Source organism: Rhodococcus sp. AB351 (assembly GCF_049538275.1).
Taxonomy (GTDB): domain Bacteria; phylum Actinomycetota; class Actinomycetes; order Mycobacteriales; family Mycobacteriaceae; genus Rhodococcus.
On record NZ_JBMVFW010000004.1, the window covers coordinates 364,949 to 379,919 of the forward strand.

Below are 14,971 nucleotides of genomic sequence, written 5' to 3' on the forward strand. Positions count from 1 at the left end.
TCCGACGATGACCACCCTTCCCGAGAACGCCCGTACCGTTCGCGACGAGGACGCCTTCGACGTCGACGTGGTCGCAGCCTGGCTCGCCGAGAACGCGGGCATCGCAGGGGTGCCGGAGGTCCGCCAGTTCTCCGGCGGCGCATCCAATCTCACCTACCTGCTGCGCTATCCGGATCGCGATCTCGTGCTGCGTCGCCCGCCCGCCGGGGCGAAGCCGTCGTCGGGTCACGACATGGCACGCGAGTACCGCATCCAGTCGATGCTCGCGCCGGTCTACCCCTACGTTCCCACCATGGTCGGCCTGTGCACCGATCACAGCGTGCTCGGCAGCGACTTCTACGTCATGGACCGGGTTCCCGGCACCATCCTGCGTACGAATCCGCCCACGCAGCTCGACCTCTCCGAAGCGGACACCCGCACCCTGTGCCTACGCATCGTCGACCTGCTCGTCGAACTGCACGGCATCGATCCGGAGTCCGCAGGACTGTCCGGTCTGGGTCGCGGATCCGGCTACGTCGCACGGCAGGTCGCGGGGTGGACGTCGCGCTACGCCAAGGCCCGCACCGACAACGTCCCCGACTTCGCCCGCGTCACCGAGTGGCTGGCGGCGCGGCAGCCGCAGGACGTCGCGCAGACCGTCATCCACGGTGACTTCCGGCTCGACAACATCGTGCTCGACGAGAACGATCCGTTGAAGCCGCTCGCGGTGCTGGACTGGGAGCTTGCCACCATCGGCGACCCCCTGATGGACCTCGGCTCGTCGCTCGCCTACTGGGTCCAGGCGGACGACGACGACATGCTGCTGCTGACGAAGCGTCAGCCGTCCGATCTGCCCGGCATGCTCACCCGGCAGGAGATCGTCGAATACTATTCCGAGCGAACCGGACTGCCGGTGGACGGCTGGGGATTCTACGAGGTGTTCGGACTGTTCCGCCTCGCCGTGATCGCCCAGCAGATCTACTACCGCTACCACCACGGCCACACCACCAATCCGGCCTTCAAGGACTTCTGGATCGTGGTCGGCTACCTCGAATCCCGTTGCAGTGCATTGATCGATCGATACGAGAAGGAGAGCCGATGAGCCGCCCGCAGCGACGGAACATCCTCATCACCGGTGCGAGTTCCGGCCTCGGTGCCGGAATGGCGCGTGAATTCGCCGCTCGAGGAAGGAATCTCGCACTCGCCGCCCGGCGCGTCGAACGGCTCGAGGAGCTGCGGGACGAATTGCTCGCCGCGCACCCGGGTATCACGGTGAGCGTGCGCGCCCTCGATGTGAACAAGCACGACGACGTGTTCACCGTCTTCCGCGAGTTCGACGAGGAGCTCGGTGGTCTCGACCGGGTGATCGTGAACGCCGGCCTCGGCAAGGGACAACCGCTCGGTACCGGCTACTTCCGCGCGAACGCCCAGACGGCGAACACCAACTTCCTCGGTGCACTGGCGCAGAGCGAAGCGGCCCTCGAACTCATGCGGCCCCGTGGGCGCGGGCACGTCGTCCTCATCTCGTCCATGAGCGCGGTGCGGGGCATGCCACGCAACCTGACGACCTACGCCGCGTCGAAGGCCGCCGTCGCCTCGCTCGGTGAAGGGATGCGGGCCGACCTGGCGGACACCGACATTTCGGTGAGCACGATCTTCCCGGGCTACATCCGGTCGGAGATCAACGAGAAGGTGAAGAAGGTCCCGTTCATCGTCGACACCGAAACAGGGTGTCGCGCACTGGCGGCTGCGATCGAGAAGGAACCGGCCAAGGCGTACGTGCCGGGCTGGCCGTGGATTCCGCTCGGCTACGCGATGAAGGTGCTGCCGCTGTCGGTGATCCGGAAGATGGCGTAGGCGGGTCCGGAACCCGCACAGTGGGAACGACGAAGGCCGCACCCCGGTGAGGGATGCGGCCTTCGTCGGAAATACTGCCGGAGAACGACTTACGCGTCGGCTCCGATGATGAACGCCTCGAGCTCGGCACGAGCCTTGTCGTCGGCCATCTGGACCGGCGGGGACTTCATCAGATATGCCGAGGCCGGGAGGATCGGGCCGCCGATGCCGCGGTCCTTGGCGATCTTCGCCGCGCGGATGGCGTCGATGATGATGCCGGCCGAGTTCGGGGAGTCCCAGACCTCGAGCTTGTACTCGAGGTTCAGCGGGGCGTCACCGAAGGCGCGACCCTCGAGGCGGACGTACGCCCACTTGCGGTCGTCGAGCCACTGCACGTAGTCGGAGGGGCCGATGTGCACGTCGCGGTCGTGGACCTTGCCGGCGAGGGGGCCGTTGAGGTTCGACGTGACGGCCTGGGTCTTGGAGACCTTCTTCGACTCCAGACGCTCGCGCTCGAGCATGTTCTTGAAGTCCATGTTGCCGCCGACGTTGAGCTGGTACGTGCGGTCGAGCACGACACCGCGGTCCTCGAACAGCTTCGCCATCACGCGGTGGGTGATGGTGGCGCCGACCTGCGACTTGATGTCGTCGCCGACGATCGGGACACCGGCGTCGGCGAACTTCTGCGCCCACTCGGGGTCGGAGGCGATGAACACGGGGAGAGCGTTGACGAAGGCGACGCCCGCGTCGATGGCGCACTGCGCGTAGAACTTGTCGGCCTCCTCGGAACCCACGGGGAGGTAGGAGACGAGAACGTCGACCCGGGCGTCCTTGAGCGCCTGAACCACGTCGACGGGCTCGGCGTCGGACAGCTCGATGGTCTCGGAGTAGTACTTGCCGATGCCGTCGAGCGTGTGGCCGCGCTGGACGGGCACACCGAGCGGCGGCACGTCGGCGATCTTGATGGTGTTGTTCTCGCTCGCGAGGATCGCCTCGGACAGGTCGAAGCCGACCTTCTTGGCATCCACGTCGAACGCAGCGACGAACTGGACGTCGCGCACGTGGTAGGAACCGAATTCGACGTGCATCAGGCCGGGGACGGTGGTCTCGGCGTCCGCATCCTTGTAGTACTCGACGCCCTGGACCAGGGAAGAGGCACAGTTCCCCACGCCCACAATGGCCACGCGCACCGCGGTGCTGTTCTCACCCATGGTCGGGTTCTCCTTCTTTGTTGCGTGCTGCTGACGACTGCTCGGCGGCAATGAGTTCGTTGAGCCAGCGGACTTCGCGCTCGCTGGACTCGAGGCCGAGCTGATGGAGCTGACGGGTGTAACGATCGAGTGTGCCGCTGGCCCGTCCGATCGCATCGCGGAGCGCTTCTCTGCGCTCCTCGACCTGGCGGCGCCTGCCTTCGAGAATTCGCATCCGCGCTTCGGCGGGAGTGCGACCGAAGAAGGCGAGGTGCACGCCGAATCCGTCATCGGTGTAGTTCTGCGGTCCCGTGTCGGCGACCAGCTCGGTGAAGCGTTCTCGACCCTTCGGGGTGAGCTGGTAGACGCGGCGGGCACGTCGCTTCACGGGACCGGGAGTCCCCGAATCCTCTTCGATGAGGCCATCCGCCTGCATTCTCCGCAGAGTCGGATAGAGCGACCCGTACGAGAAGGCGCGGAAGGCCCCGAGAAGCCCGGTCAGACGCTTGCGCAGCTCGTAGCCGTGCATGGGCGATTCGAGGAGGAGCCCGAGTATCGCCAGTTCCAGCACGGGTCACCTCCTGTTTCCGTTCGAACCAACCGATTGATACGACGCAGAACTATATCGCGCCGATATATACGACGATACGCCCCACACGGTTCGTGTCACGTCCGGTTGCGGACGACCGCCCTCCTCGAGGCCCGATCGGAAATGCATCGGTACCGCCTCGACCACCCGACTTCGATGTCCGGTGGGCCACTCCGCGCCCATCGCCGCATCGCCCGCACGTACTCTGGAAGCCGTGCGAATTCAGCGGCAGGTGGTGGACTACGCGTTGCAGCGACGCTCGCTGCTCGCCGAGGTCTACTCGGGGCGGCGCGGAGTCAGCGAGGTCTGCGACGCGAGCCCCTATCTGCTGCGGGCGGCGAAATTTCACGGACGGGGCAGCGATGTGATGTGCCCCATCTGCCGTAAGGAGCAGTTGACCCTCGTCTCGTGGGTCTTCGGCGACAAACTCGGTCCGGTGTCCGGGTCGGCGCGCACTCCCGAAGAGTTGGTGCGTCTGGCCGCCAGCCAGGAAGAATTCTCGGTTCACGTGGTCGAGGTGTGCCGTACCTGCAGCTGGAATCACCTGGTGCAGTCGTACGTCCTGGGATCGCAACCCGCCCCCAAGAGCCCGCGTCGCCGGTCGACGGGATCGAGCCGTCGTACCGCCAGCGAGTGAAGGGGTACCGGCAACGTGCCCGTACGCTTTCTCGTGGAGTTCGCTCCTGGGTCCGACCCGCACGACCTGATCGTCGCGTCGTCCGCTGCGCACAATCGTGGATCGGCTGCCGTCCGCCGGCATCGCCGATCGGCCGTTCGTGGAGCAGTGTCGAGGCCGCGGCGTGATGCGTCGCGAGAACAGTTGGAGATGAGTACGTGAGTTCCCCCGACAACGAACCCGAGGACAACAAGGCCGTTCCGCCCCAGCGCGGCGGTCCCGCCGGGCCGCAGCCCGGGCAGCAACGTCCCGGTCCTCCTGCCGGTGCCGGTCCGGGACAGCAGCGCCCTGCCCAGGGACCGGTGCAGGGTCGTCCGTTGCCGCCGCAACCGCGACCGCAGGGTCAGCCGGGAGCGCAGGGTCAGCCGGGTGTGCAGGGACAGCCGGGTCGACCGGGCGGACAGCCCGGCCCCGCAGGTCAGCAGCCGCCGCGCCCCGGCGGCCGGCCGCCGTACCCGCCCCAGGGCCCCGGTCAGGGGCAGCGTCCTCAAGCCCCCGGTCAGGGGCAGCGTCCTCCGGCTCCCGGTCAGGGGCAGGGACCGCAGGGTCCGGGCCCCCAGCAGGGCCGGTCGGGACAGCCGTACCCGCCGCGCGGACCGGTACCCGCTCCGGGCGCCAACCAGCCGCGCAACCCGAACCAGTCGTTGCCGCCGCGTCCCGGCACGTTGCCGCCCGGCGCGGTGCCTCCCGTCCAGCGCACGCCGCAGGCCGATCCGACCGTCGCCATGCGTCCCGGAGCGGACGCACCAGGTGCGCAGCGTCCCGGAGCGGATGCCCCGACGCAGCGGGTCTCCGCTGCGATGGGTGCGAGCGCTGCAGCGGGTGCTGCAGGGACTGCGAGCGCTGCGAACGATGCACCCACGACGCGCGTCGCCGGCGGCCCGCCCGCAGGCGGACCTCCCACCGTTCCGCCCGGGGGCGGTTCGGGTGGCGGCGCCGGCGGTGGAAAGGGCGGCGGCAAGAGCAACCGCTGGCGCACGATCCGCCGGATCGGGTACGTCGTGGTCGCCGCCGGCATCCTCGTCCCGATCCTCATGTTCATGTTGGCGTACGTCGTCCAGGACGTGCCGCGCCCCGGTGAGCTGCAGACGAACCAGGCCGCGACCATCTACAACTCCGACGGCGAGGGCGTCATCACGAAGGTGATCCCGCCGGAGGGCAACCGCAGCGAGGTCGAACTCGACGCGATTCCCGTGCACGTCCGCAACGCCGTGCTCGCCGCCGAGGACCGCGACTTCTACAGCAATCCGGGCTTCTCGGTCACCGGTTTCGCGCGTGCCGCCCGCGACAACGTGCTCGGCCGAGACAGCGCCGGTGGTGGTTCGACCATCACCCAGCAGTACGTGAAGGTCGCTGTCGTCGGTTCCGAGCGGACGTTGACGCGAAAGCTCAAGGAGCTGGTGCTGTCGACGAAGATGGCGAACCAGTGGGCCAAGGACGACATCCTCGCGGCCTATCTCAACACCATCTACTTCGGTCGCGGTGCCTACGGCATCGCTGCCGCGTCGAATGCGTACTTCGGCAAGCCCGTCGGTGAGCTCACCGTCGAGGAAGGCGCCGTGCTCGCGTCGTCGATCCAGCTGCCGTCGCTGCTCGATCCCGAGCAGAACCCCGAGGGCGCGGAGGCGCGCTGGAATTACGTGCTCGACGGCATGGTCGCCGCCGGCACGCTCGATGCGGCCGAGCGGGCGGGCATGAAGTACCCGGCCTACGTGCCGATCGCGGAGCTCGACAACGGCGACCAGTCGTCCGGCCCCGAAGGCCTGATCAAGAACCAGGTGCTGGCCGAGCTGTCCCGCGAGGGCATCGACGAGAACCTCCTCAACACGGCCGGTCTGCAGATCACCACGACGATCGACGCGCAGGCCCAGCAGTCGGCGGTCGAGGCGGCGCAGAGCAATCTCGAGGGTGAACCCGAGGAGTTGCGTACCGCGGTGGTGTCGGTCGATCCCCGGTCGGGGGCGATCCGCGCCTACTACGGCGGTGAGAGCGGTGTCGGTTACGACTTCGCCCAGTCCGGTCTGCAGACGGGTTCGTCGTTCAAGGTGTTCGGCCTGGCTGCCAACCTCGACCAGGGTGTGCCGTTGTCGAAGACCTACGACAGCGGTCCGCTGACGGTCAACGGCATCAAGATCGGCAACGTCGAGGGCGAGTCGTGCGGGCAGTGCACCATCGCCGAAGCACTCAAGCGGTCTTTGAACACGAGCTTCTACCGGATGATGCTCGAGATGGACAACGGTCCGCAGGCCATCGCCGACATGGCGCACAAGCTGGGTATCGCGAAGGAACTGCCGGGCATCGGTGAGACGCTCACCGAGCCGGGTGGCATCGGTCCCAACTACGGCATCGTGCTGGGCCAGTACCAGTCGCGTGTGCTCGACATGGCCTCGGCGTATGCGACGCTCGCAGCGTCCGGCCGTCATCACGAGCCGTACTTCGTGCAGAAGGTCGTGACGTCCGACGGTGAGGTGCTCCTCGATCGCGGTACCCCCGCCGGTGAGCAGGTCGTGGACGCGGCGGTGGCCGACAACACCACCTCCGCGATGACCCCGATCGCCGCGTACTCGAACGGGCACGCCCTCGCCGGCGGCCGCCCGTCCGCAGCGAAGACCGGTACCGCCCAGCTCGGCGACACCGGCTCCAACAAGGACGCGTGGATGGTCGGCTACACGCCGTCGCTGTCGACTGCGGTGTGGGTCGGCACCGAGGAGGGCCTGCCCCTCGAGAACAGCTGGGGCGGCATGATCTACGGCTCGGGCATCCCGTCGGACATCTGGAAGGACACGATGGACGGCGCTCTCGAGGGCACCGACGTCGAGTCGTTCCCGAAGCCGGAACCGATCGCCGGTGTCTCCGGCGTGCCGGCGTGGACCGCGTCGACGACGGCGCCGGCCACCCGTGAGGAGACCACCACCTCGCGTGTCGTGCCGAGCCTTCCCGAGGTTCCAGAGATCACCACGCAGAACGTGGAGATCTTCCCCGGCGTCACGATTCCTGTTCCGGGTGTCGCCCCGCAGACGACCACCCAGAACGCGCCCTCCCGTCCCGGCACCGGCGGTCAGCAGGAGGAGAGCGAGGACACCGGCGGCGGAACCGGCGGCGGTGGTACCGGCGACGACTCCGACGAGGGTGGATCGCCTCCGCAGAACCGCATCCCGGGACTCGAGAGCCCCGCGATCCCGGGCGCGCAGGGAGGCGGATTCCAGGGCGCGCAGGGCGGTAGCCCCCAGGGCGCGTTCGAATACGCTCCGGCCGGGTAGCCTCGCCGCGTGAGCGACGACCGGGGATCCGACGCCCGGCCGGTGGTGTCCGCTGCACCACCGGCCGAGGATCGTCGTTCCCTGGACTGGCGTGACACCCCCGGGCGTACCGACCCGACGGTGTCGCGCCTGACCGCCGTCATCGGCGGTCCGGTGGGCCGGCACGCCGTGCTCGGGCGCACCCGCTTCTTCACTCCCCTGCGGGCGATGTTGCTGCTCGCGGTCGTCTTCCTCGCCTTCGGCTGGTTCACGAAGGCGGCCTGCGTCCAGCAGGGACCCGTCGGTCCCGACGGTGCGCTCGGCCTGGACTGGAGCGGCAACCGGCAGTACGTGGCGATGTGTTATTCCGACATCGTTCCGCTCTACGGCGCCGAACGGCTCGCCGAGGGCGCCTTCCCGTACCGGACGTCGTGGGAGGAACCCGGCCCCGACGGGCAGATGCAGACCCGGTACATGGAGTATCCGGTGCTCGCGGGTCTCTACCAGTACGGCTCGATGCGCATCGCGAAGGCGTGGGACGCCACGCCGTGGTTGCCCGACGCATTGCAGGTCGCGATCTACTTCGCCGTCGTCGCAGTCGGTCTCGCGCTCGCCTGGCTCGTCACGGTGTGGGCCACCGCGATGTCGGCGGGCCGCAGGATCTGGGACGCCGCACTCGTCGCCGCGTCACCGCTGGTCGTGGTGCACGCCTTCACCAACTTCGACGCCCTGGCCACGGCCTTCGCCGCCGGTGGCCTGCTGGCGTGGGCCCGCCGTCGACCGGTTCTCGCCGGCGTGCTGCTCGGCCTCGGTGCGGCGACGAAGTTGTATCCCTTGCTGTTGCTCGGTCCGCTGCTGGTGCTGTGCCTGCGGACCGGCCACCTGCGGTCGTTCGCCCGCACCGCGGGAGCGGCCGCGGCGGCGTGGCTGGTGGTGAACCTGCCGATCATGGTGCTGTACCCGCGCGGATGGGCGGAGTTCTTCCGGCTCAACTCCGATCGCGGAGCGGACCCGGATTCGATCTACAACGTGCTGCACTCGTTCGTGGGTTGGCCGGCCTGGTCGGCCTCGACCTTCAACGGGGTCTCGCTCGTGTTGTTCGCCGCGGCCTGCGCCGCGATCGGGTGGATCGGGCTCACCGCGCCGCGCCGCCCCCGCCTCGCGCAACTGTGTTTCCTCCTCGTCGCGGCCTTCCTGCTCACGAACAAGGTGTGGAGTCCGCAGTATTCGCTGTGGCTCGTGCCGCTCGCCGTGCTGGCCGTACCCCACCGGCGCGCACTGGTCGCCTGGATGACGATCGATGCGCTGGTGTGGGTTCCGCGCATGTACTACTACCTCGGTCCCGATCGGAAGGGGCTGCCGGAGCAGTGGTTCACCGCCACCGTCTTCCTGCGCGACGTCGCCGTCGTGGCACTGTGCGCGGTCGTGCTGTGGCAGATCCGGCGTCCGGTACGGGATCCCGTGCGATACGGCTTCGTCGACGATCCGGTCGGTGGCGTGCTCGACCAGGCTCCCGACCGTCCGCCGCGGTGGTTGCCCGCCAGGTTGCGGCCTGCTCACCATCGGGTCACGAGAGAAGAATCATCCGAACGATGTATATCGGAGGCTTCGCCGGCGCCCTAGGCTCGGGAACGAGCACGAGGGGGGAGAATGGCGAGCGGCGGACGGAGATTCGGAGCGGGGACGGATGTCACCGCATCACAGTTCACGACGTGTGAGCTGGCGTGGACGGTCGCGGCCGGCGACGCCACCGCGATCCCACGACTCCTGCACGACCTGCATCCGCTCGTGATCGCCTACTTCCGGGCCCGCGCGAAAGCCGCCGGAGGTACTTTCGCCGACGCCGATCGTCTCGCCCTGGCCGCCTGCCGGGCGATCCTCGCCGAACTCACCGCCCCGTCCGGGGCCGACCGGCCCTTCCTGCGGTTGGCCTACACGGTGGTCGTCGACGCGGCCGATGCGGAGTTCGTGAACCCGCGGGCCTTCCCTCTGACCCGGCTCCAGCAGGAGATCCTCATCCTCCGCACCATTGTGGGCCTCGACTCGCGGCAGACCGCGGTGGCTCTCGCCGTGGCGCCGGGGCGGGTCGGTGTCGAGCAGCACGCGGCGCTGAGTTCCCTGCGCGCGGCCTGAACCGGGTGGACAGAGTCCGCATCCACGGGTGCGAGATGAACAGCCGCCTCGCCGCTTCGGTCTTCGAGTCCGCTGCCAGTCAGGTGAGCAGAACTTCCTTTTCGCGGGCGGGGTAACTCCCGGGGAGTGGTGGGAATCTGGTGAGGACATCCGGACAGGTCCACGGCGTGTCGATCCCTCACCGGGGGTGGGCCATCGCGTAGTGATCAACGAGTGAACTACCACAGTGACTCACAGAAAGCAGCTATGCGATGACCCACGATCATCCTGCCCTGCCCTGCCCTGCCCTGCCCTGCTCGCTCAGCTCGACGCACTCACCGGCGCCGACAGCGCCAGCGTGTTCGCCGAACTGATCCGCACCGGCCTGCAGGCCTGCAGGCGCTGATCGAAGCCGAGGCCACCGACAAACTCGGTGCCGGCCGGTATGAGCGCACCGCCACCCGCACCACGCAGGCGTTGAGTTTGGCCAGGGTTCGTTTTGCCGAGATTCGCAGTACGAACTACCAGCCAGAGATAGGCGGCCGCACCGACGCGCACCACAGGCATCGGATCGGACCAGCTGCCGAACCACATTCGTCGGGCGTACCCGCACCTGCACGCGGGTACTCGCCCGGCCATGGCCACCGATCGCACCCACGCAGATCCGTCGCTGCGACTGTCCGTCGGCCGGGAGCAGGTCGTGATCGACAACCGGTACGAGACAGCCTCGATCGTCAACGACGTCCTGATCGCGGTGTTCTTCACCGTCGGCAGCGTGTTGTTCTTCTTCGACTCCACCCAGACCGCCGGCACCTGGCTGTTCTTGCTCGGCTCGCTCGATTTTCTCGCCCGGCCTGTGATCCGCCTGAGCCGGCGCACTCATCTGCGACGGCTGGGACATCACTCCGGCGCCACCGGCGGTGACTACGACTACTGACCGTCCCGATCTGGGTCCGCGATCCGCGCACGAGCCCGCTCGTTGAGCCGTGCAGGATTGCCAGAGGTCGATCCGGGAATGCGACGGTCATGCACATCGATGTCGTTCTCGCCGTGGTCGGCGCGCTCGGCGTGGTCGTGGCAGCGATTTCCTCGACGATGCGACGCCTGCCGTTGTCCGAACCCTTACTCGGTCTGCTTGCCGGGGTACTGCTCGGTCCCCAACTGCTCGATGCGTTGCCGATTGCACCGGTGACGGTCGAGCACGGTCTGTTCCATGAACTCGCCCGGATCCTGCTGGCCGTGTCCGTCATGGCGGTTGCGTTGCGTTATCCCATCGCCGCGGTGCGTCGCCACCGCCGCGCACTGGCGGTGTTGCTGTTGATCGTCATGCCCGCGATGGCGGCGATCTCGGCCGGACTCGGATGGGCGGTGGCCGGTTTACCGTTGGCCGCGGCGCTGTTGTTCGGGGCCGCGATCTGCCCGACCGATCCGGTGCTGGCCTCGAGTGTGGTCACTGGCGATCTTGCAGAACGTGACCTTCCCGCCCGGGACCGACAGCTGCTCTCGCTCGAATCCGGCGCGAACGACGGCCTGGCGCTGCCACTGGTGGTCGCCGCGATCGCGGTCGCCGGCCCACTCAGCGCCGGTGCGGCGGTCAGCGAATCACTGTGGCAGGTCCTCGGCGCCCTGGTCGCCGGCGCACTCCTCGGCGCCGTCGGCGGTGCAGCACTGCGACTGGGTGACAAGCACGGCGCCACCGCACACGGCCCGGCCCTGTTATTCACCGTTGTGTTGGCCCTGGGCATCCTCGGCGTGGCCGGTCTGCTGCACGTCGACGGGGTGCTCGCCGTATTCGTCGGCGGCCTGGCCTTCAACGCCGTCGGCACCGGCGCCGAACGGACTTCCGAAGTCGAGATCGACGAGGCCGTCAATAGGTTCGCAGTCCTGCCGTTGTTCTTCCTGCTCGGCGCCGCCCTGCCGTGGCAACAGTGGGCCGAGCTGGGCTGGAAGGCACCCGCCCTGGTGGTCGCTGTCCTGCTTCTGCGGCGGATCCCGGTCGTACTGTTGTTGCGACGGCCACTGCATCTACCGCTGCGCGACGCGGTGTATCTCGGCTGGTTCGGGCCGGTGGGGGTATCCGCATTGTTCTATCTGACGATGGAAGCCGAACGCCTCGGCGTCGACGACGCCGTGCTCGGCGCCGGCACGCTCGTGCTGACCGCAAGCACGGTCGCGTTCGGTCTCACCGGCGCGGCGGGACGCAAACTCTACATCCGGGCCGGAGCAGGACGAGGCGATCGCGTGCAACCGACCCCTGATAGGGACCGGAGGTAGACGGCAATGACGTGGTTACTCAGTGCGCTCGGCGCAGGGGGAACCCCCCGGCACTCATCGCAGGGGCGTTGCGGGACATCTATGCAACGTTGTGGCATCCCCACGGGCTGGGCACGCTGAGCCGCTGGGTGTGCCGAATCATCTGGTCGATCGCCGGGAGGATCCGCCGGCACGGCCGGACGCTCGGCTCCGCGGCCGTTGAGGATGACCTACTGTCAAGCGCGCGCGATTCCCGGATTTCGTATCCTCACTGGCGTGGGCAGCCAGGACAATTGCGCCGGTGGTGACGTACCGTCGACCAAGTGTGTGCACCCTGCTGTGTCCTTTCCACCGGGAGGCAGACACGATGACTGATCCTGCCGATCCCATTGTCGTTCTGCTTGTCGAAGACGATCCCGAAGACGAGTTGAGGACCCGGGACGCTTTTGCCGACCACAAGATCACCAACGCGGTGCACGTGGTGCGCACTGGCGAGCAAGCCTTGCAGTTCCTGCACCGCCACGGGGCCTGTACAGAGATGCGCTCCGCCCGGATCTGGTCCTGCTCGATTTGAATCTCCACAGCCGCGATGGCCGTGAGGTGCTGGCTGACCTCCTCCGCAGCCGAAGAAGACTTGCTACGCAGTTACCGGCTGCACGCCAACGCCTGCATCACCAAACCCGTCGACTTCGATCAGTTCGCCGACGTGATCCGCAAGATCGACAACTCTTTCTTGCATGTGGTGCGGCTACCCGGCCACCCTCCCACACCCAGCACGCTCTGAGTCCGAGCGGCCGGCGCAGAGTTGAGATCACCGCAACGCTCGCCTTCCGGCTCGTCGAACGTGGCGGCGGACGGGACGAGGCGAACCAGGCCGCTGCCTGGGCTGAGGTCACCGCGATCGCCGCTACGCGCACACCCTTTCTGCCTGCGGCCTCGAGGAGCGTGACCGGTAGCCCTGTCGTGAGAGGGACGGATCATTCCGGGCACGAATTGACCCGGACCGCACCGAGTGATTGCAATCGCATAACCATCAACCCACATCCTCCCTCCTGCCTTGGCACGCCTCCACCGCGTCACTAGGGTGGACCGTAGAAACGAAAGCACAAGATCCACCGCCGATTTCACGATGCACCATAGATCGCAACAGTTGCTTCGCCGCAACGAACAGCGTATCGGAGGGCGCACCCGCCGGGTAACGCCGATCGGATCGAGCACCCAGTCCCGCACACAGCACACCTCGGGTTGGGACGGCGGACCGAGCACCGTGCGCGATGCCGCCACTTTCGTGGACAGGAGCACACGATGCGAACCAGAAGCCGTCTATCCGGCCTGCTCAGCCTCCTGATACTGATCTGGTTGATCATCGGCGCCGTCGCCGCAGGACAACGCGGATACTACGGTGACGCCTCGACCAACTGCGCCAGCGTCGGCACCATCGCCGTAACCATCGTGGCCGGACCCCTGAACTACATGGGAATCAACCCGACCGTGGACTGCGAGTATCCGCAACCCACCAGCTGAGCAGGATCATGAACTCGCACTTCTTTCTCCCCCGGACCGTGGCCACCGAATGGATCAAGCTGCACCTGGACCGCATGTACGCGCGACCTCAGCAGACCGGCCCGAGCGCGACACCACGGTCGGCGACACACGGCCGAACACCTCCACCGAACCGCACTGAACTGGCCTCGGACAGCGCGTGGCGCCCATGTCGAGCACCCCTCGAGATCTCGACCCCTCACACTGCCTCGCAGCAGTGATGTCACATCGCCCCGTGCGGCCCATGTAAAGCATGCTGAGGAACATCGATGAATCCCTACTATCCCCTCGCTGTCGCCATCTACCTCCTCGTGGCCGTGTGGCAGGGCACCCTCGGCACATTCTGACCACCCACGGGATCGCCCTGGTGCCTGCTTCGGACCGATGAAGAGAGAAACCGATCATGCGTACCCACAACTCACACCCCGCCCGGCGTTCCGGTGACGCCGACCCAACCCCCACCGGGTCCGCAGACCACACCGCACCCGCAGCTGGAGCGGTCGAACCGACCCGCACCGGCCGGATGCTGGTGGCACTGACAGTAGGAGCTGTGGTCACCATCGCGCTGCTGGTGTTCATCCTGCAGAACACCGAACGCACCGCCATTGCCTTCTTCGGCTGGAATTTCACCCTCCCGCTGGGCGTGGCGCTACTGTTCGCAGCTCTGGCGGGACTGCTGATCGCCGCGGTGATCGGCGGCGCCCGGATCTGGCAGCTGCGCCACGCCTACCGCAAAGCGCAGTGATCCGGCGAACGTCCGAACCGACGCCCGGTCGATCACGACGAAAGGAGACCCTGTGGAACCCCCTGCACGACATCGCCTACCCACCCACCGCATCTCGGCCGCGCGTCGCCGCGCCTGGTCGCTCATCGTTCTCGCATCAACAACACTACTGCTCGTCGCATGTGGGGCAGGGCAGATCACCCAAACCGATACCCAGCAGGCCGCCATCAACGGCACCAACGCCGAACTCGGCGACCTGCTGCTGCGCAATGTGTACTTCGAGGTCGAACCCACCGATCCTGCCGTCCCCCGATACGGACAGGTCACCCTGGCCTTCACCGTCGTCAACCAGTCCTCCACGACCGACCGGCTCGTCTCGATCGACTCCCCCGCCGGAGAGTTGACACTCGATGCCTCCGATCAGGTACGCGAACTTCTGCCCGGCAGTTCCCTGGCCGCCGGAGAACCCATCGAACAACTCCGACCGACCACGGCACCGGATCGACCTCTGACGGTGCGCGGCCGATTCCCCGCCGAAGCGATCCGCCCCGGCCTGACCCACCCGGTGACCTTCACCTTCGAACGAGCCGGCACGGTCACCTTCGAGGTGCCCTTCGACGCCTGGACCCCGAACGAACCGCTGCCCACCGAGCGGCCGCTCCCGCCCCAGCCGGCGAGCCCTTGATATCTCGACGTCTCTGCACGACAGGAATTCTCAACCATTCTCACACCGATGCGGCCCTGCCCTTCGCGGTGTACGCCCTCGATGACCCGGTCCGTGTGGTCATCGACGTCGCCCCCTGATTCAGGAACGCACCCAGGAATCCCGGC

Annotated in this window: 14 protein-coding genes and 1 pseudogene; 12 read left to right on the forward strand and 3 right to left on the reverse strand. The window is 67.5% G+C overall.

Translation table 11 applies throughout. The annotated features are described in order from the left end of the window. Window positions 1-7: 7 nt before the first annotated feature. Both ACPCXD_RS12235 and ACPCXD_RS12240 read left to right on the forward strand, forming a co-directional pair. The gene (locus tag ACPCXD_RS12235) at window positions 8-1,081 is read left to right on the forward strand and encodes a phosphotransferase family protein (protein ID WP_088896945.1); all 1,074 of its coding nucleotides are present in this window, start codon (window positions 8-10) and stop codon (window positions 1,079-1,081) included. Further along, on the forward strand, window positions 1,078-1,836 hold the full coding sequence (locus ACPCXD_RS12240) for an SDR family oxidoreductase (protein WP_016694959.1): 759 nt from the start codon (window positions 1,078-1,080) through the stop codon (window positions 1,834-1,836). The genes ACPCXD_RS12235 and ACPCXD_RS12240 overlap by 4 nt, the downstream gene beginning before the upstream one ends. A gap of 89 nt (window positions 1,837-1,925) precedes the next feature. Here ACPCXD_RS12240 and ACPCXD_RS12245 read toward each other — a convergent pair whose 3' ends face one another. Next, window positions 1,926-3,026, reverse strand: coding sequence for an inositol-3-phosphate synthase (locus ACPCXD_RS12245; protein ID WP_145690416.1), 1,101 nt, complete (start codon window positions 3,024-3,026; stop codon window positions 1,926-1,928). Then, a complete protein-coding gene (locus ACPCXD_RS12250) occupies window positions 3,019-3,576 on the reverse strand; it encodes a PadR family transcriptional regulator (protein WP_016932952.1) in 558 nt (185 codons plus the stop codon). The genes ACPCXD_RS12245 and ACPCXD_RS12250 overlap by 8 nt, the downstream gene beginning before the upstream one ends. A gap of 232 nt (window positions 3,577-3,808) precedes the next feature. Between ACPCXD_RS12250 and ACPCXD_RS12255 the strand changes: the two genes are divergently transcribed. The 4 genes from ACPCXD_RS12255 to ACPCXD_RS12270 all read left to right on the forward strand — a co-directional run bounded on the left by ACPCXD_RS12255 (window position 3,809) and on the right by ACPCXD_RS12270 (window position 9,642). After that, on the forward strand, window positions 3,809-4,231 hold the full coding sequence (locus ACPCXD_RS12255; RefSeq protein WP_172414849.1) for a DUF5318 domain-containing protein: 423 nt from the start codon (window positions 3,809-3,811) through the stop codon (window positions 4,229-4,231). Between the two features lie 683 nt (window positions 4,232-4,914). After that, window positions 4,915-7,530: a transglycosylase domain-containing protein gene (locus ACPCXD_RS12260; RefSeq protein WP_423659773.1), complete on the forward strand. Its 2,616-nt coding sequence runs from the start codon at window positions 4,915-4,917 to the stop codon at window positions 7,528-7,530. A 9-nt stretch (window positions 7,531-7,539) separates the two neighbouring features. Next, window positions 7,540-9,132, forward strand: coding sequence for a glycosyltransferase family 87 protein (locus ACPCXD_RS12265; protein WP_088896948.1), 1,593 nt, complete (start codon window positions 7,540-7,542; stop codon window positions 9,130-9,132). A gap of 27 nt (window positions 9,133-9,159) precedes the next feature. Then, a complete protein-coding gene (locus tag ACPCXD_RS12270; protein WP_160877323.1) occupies window positions 9,160-9,642 on the forward strand; it encodes an RNA polymerase subunit sigma-24 in 483 nt (160 codons plus the stop codon). 300 nt (window positions 9,643-9,942) lie between these two features. On the opposite strand, the gene ACPCXD_RS12275 is transcribed toward ACPCXD_RS12270, so the two are convergent. After that, window positions 9,943-10,215: a hypothetical protein gene (locus tag ACPCXD_RS12275; RefSeq protein WP_019290541.1), complete on the reverse strand. Its 273-nt coding sequence runs from the start codon at window positions 10,213-10,215 to the stop codon at window positions 9,943-9,945. A gap of 43 nt (window positions 10,216-10,258) precedes the next feature. Between ACPCXD_RS12275 and ACPCXD_RS12280 the strand changes: the two genes are divergently transcribed. From ACPCXD_RS12280 to ACPCXD_RS12305, 6 genes and pseudogenes are all read left to right on the forward strand, one after another. Continuing rightward, window positions 10,259-10,558: a YrhK family protein gene (locus tag ACPCXD_RS12280; RefSeq protein WP_019290542.1), complete on the forward strand. Its 300-nt coding sequence runs from the start codon at window positions 10,259-10,261 to the stop codon at window positions 10,556-10,558. An 89-nt stretch (window positions 10,559-10,647) separates the two neighbouring features. Next, window positions 10,648-11,895, forward strand: coding sequence for a cation:proton antiporter domain-containing protein (locus ACPCXD_RS12285; RefSeq protein ID WP_423659741.1), 1,248 nt, complete (start codon window positions 10,648-10,650; stop codon window positions 11,893-11,895). Window positions 11,896-12,241: 346 nt separating this feature from the next. Then, a pseudogene (locus ACPCXD_RS12290) lies at window positions 12,242-12,658 on the forward strand (response regulator). Window positions 12,659-13,179: 521 nt separating this feature from the next. After that, window positions 13,180-13,398, forward strand: a complete 219-nt coding sequence (locus ACPCXD_RS12295) for a hypothetical protein (protein ID WP_006550812.1) — start codon at window positions 13,180-13,182, stop codon at window positions 13,396-13,398. 421 nt (window positions 13,399-13,819) lie between these two features. Beyond that, window positions 13,820-14,161 (forward strand): lipopolysaccharide assembly protein LapA domain-containing protein, encoded by a 342-nt coding sequence (locus tag ACPCXD_RS12300; protein ID WP_232333413.1) that lies wholly within the window; start codon window positions 13,820-13,822, stop codon window positions 14,159-14,161. Between the two features lie 52 nt (window positions 14,162-14,213). Beyond that, window positions 14,214-14,825, forward strand: coding sequence for a copper chaperone PCu(A)C domain-containing protein (locus ACPCXD_RS12305; protein WP_423659743.1), 612 nt, complete (start codon window positions 14,214-14,216; stop codon window positions 14,823-14,825). Window positions 14,826-14,971 lie beyond the last annotated feature (146 nt).

Excerpts from the sequence above, each read along its gene's own strand:
- ACPCXD_RS12235 (WP_088896945.1), top strand. The coding sequence starts at position 8 with ATGACCACCCTTCCCGAGAACGCCCGTACCGTTCGCGACGAGGACGCC.
- ACPCXD_RS12240 (WP_016694959.1), top strand. The coding sequence starts at position 1,078 with ATGAGCCGCCCGCAGCGACGGAACATCCTCATCACCGGTGCGAGTTCC.
- ACPCXD_RS12245 (WP_145690416.1), bottom strand. The coding sequence starts at position 3,026 with ATGGGTGAGAACAGCACCGCGGTGCGCGTGGCCATTGTGGGCGTGGGG.
- ACPCXD_RS12270 (WP_160877323.1), top strand. The coding sequence starts at position 9,160 with ATGGCGAGCGGCGGACGGAGATTCGGAGCGGGGACGGATGTCACCGCA.
- ACPCXD_RS12275 (WP_019290541.1), bottom strand. The coding sequence starts at position 10,215 with ATGTGGTTCGGCAGCTGGTCCGATCCGATGCCTGTGGTGCGCGTCGGT.
- ACPCXD_RS12280 (WP_019290542.1), top strand. The coding sequence starts at position 10,259 with ATGGCCACCGATCGCACCCACGCAGATCCGTCGCTGCGACTGTCCGTC.
- ACPCXD_RS12285 (WP_423659741.1), top strand. The coding sequence starts at position 10,648 with ATGCACATCGATGTCGTTCTCGCCGTGGTCGGCGCGCTCGGCGTGGTC.
- ACPCXD_RS12295 (WP_006550812.1), top strand. The coding sequence starts at position 13,180 with ATGCGAACCAGAAGCCGTCTATCCGGCCTGCTCAGCCTCCTGATACTG.
- ACPCXD_RS12300 (WP_232333413.1), top strand. The coding sequence starts at position 13,820 with ATGCGTACCCACAACTCACACCCCGCCCGGCGTTCCGGTGACGCCGAC.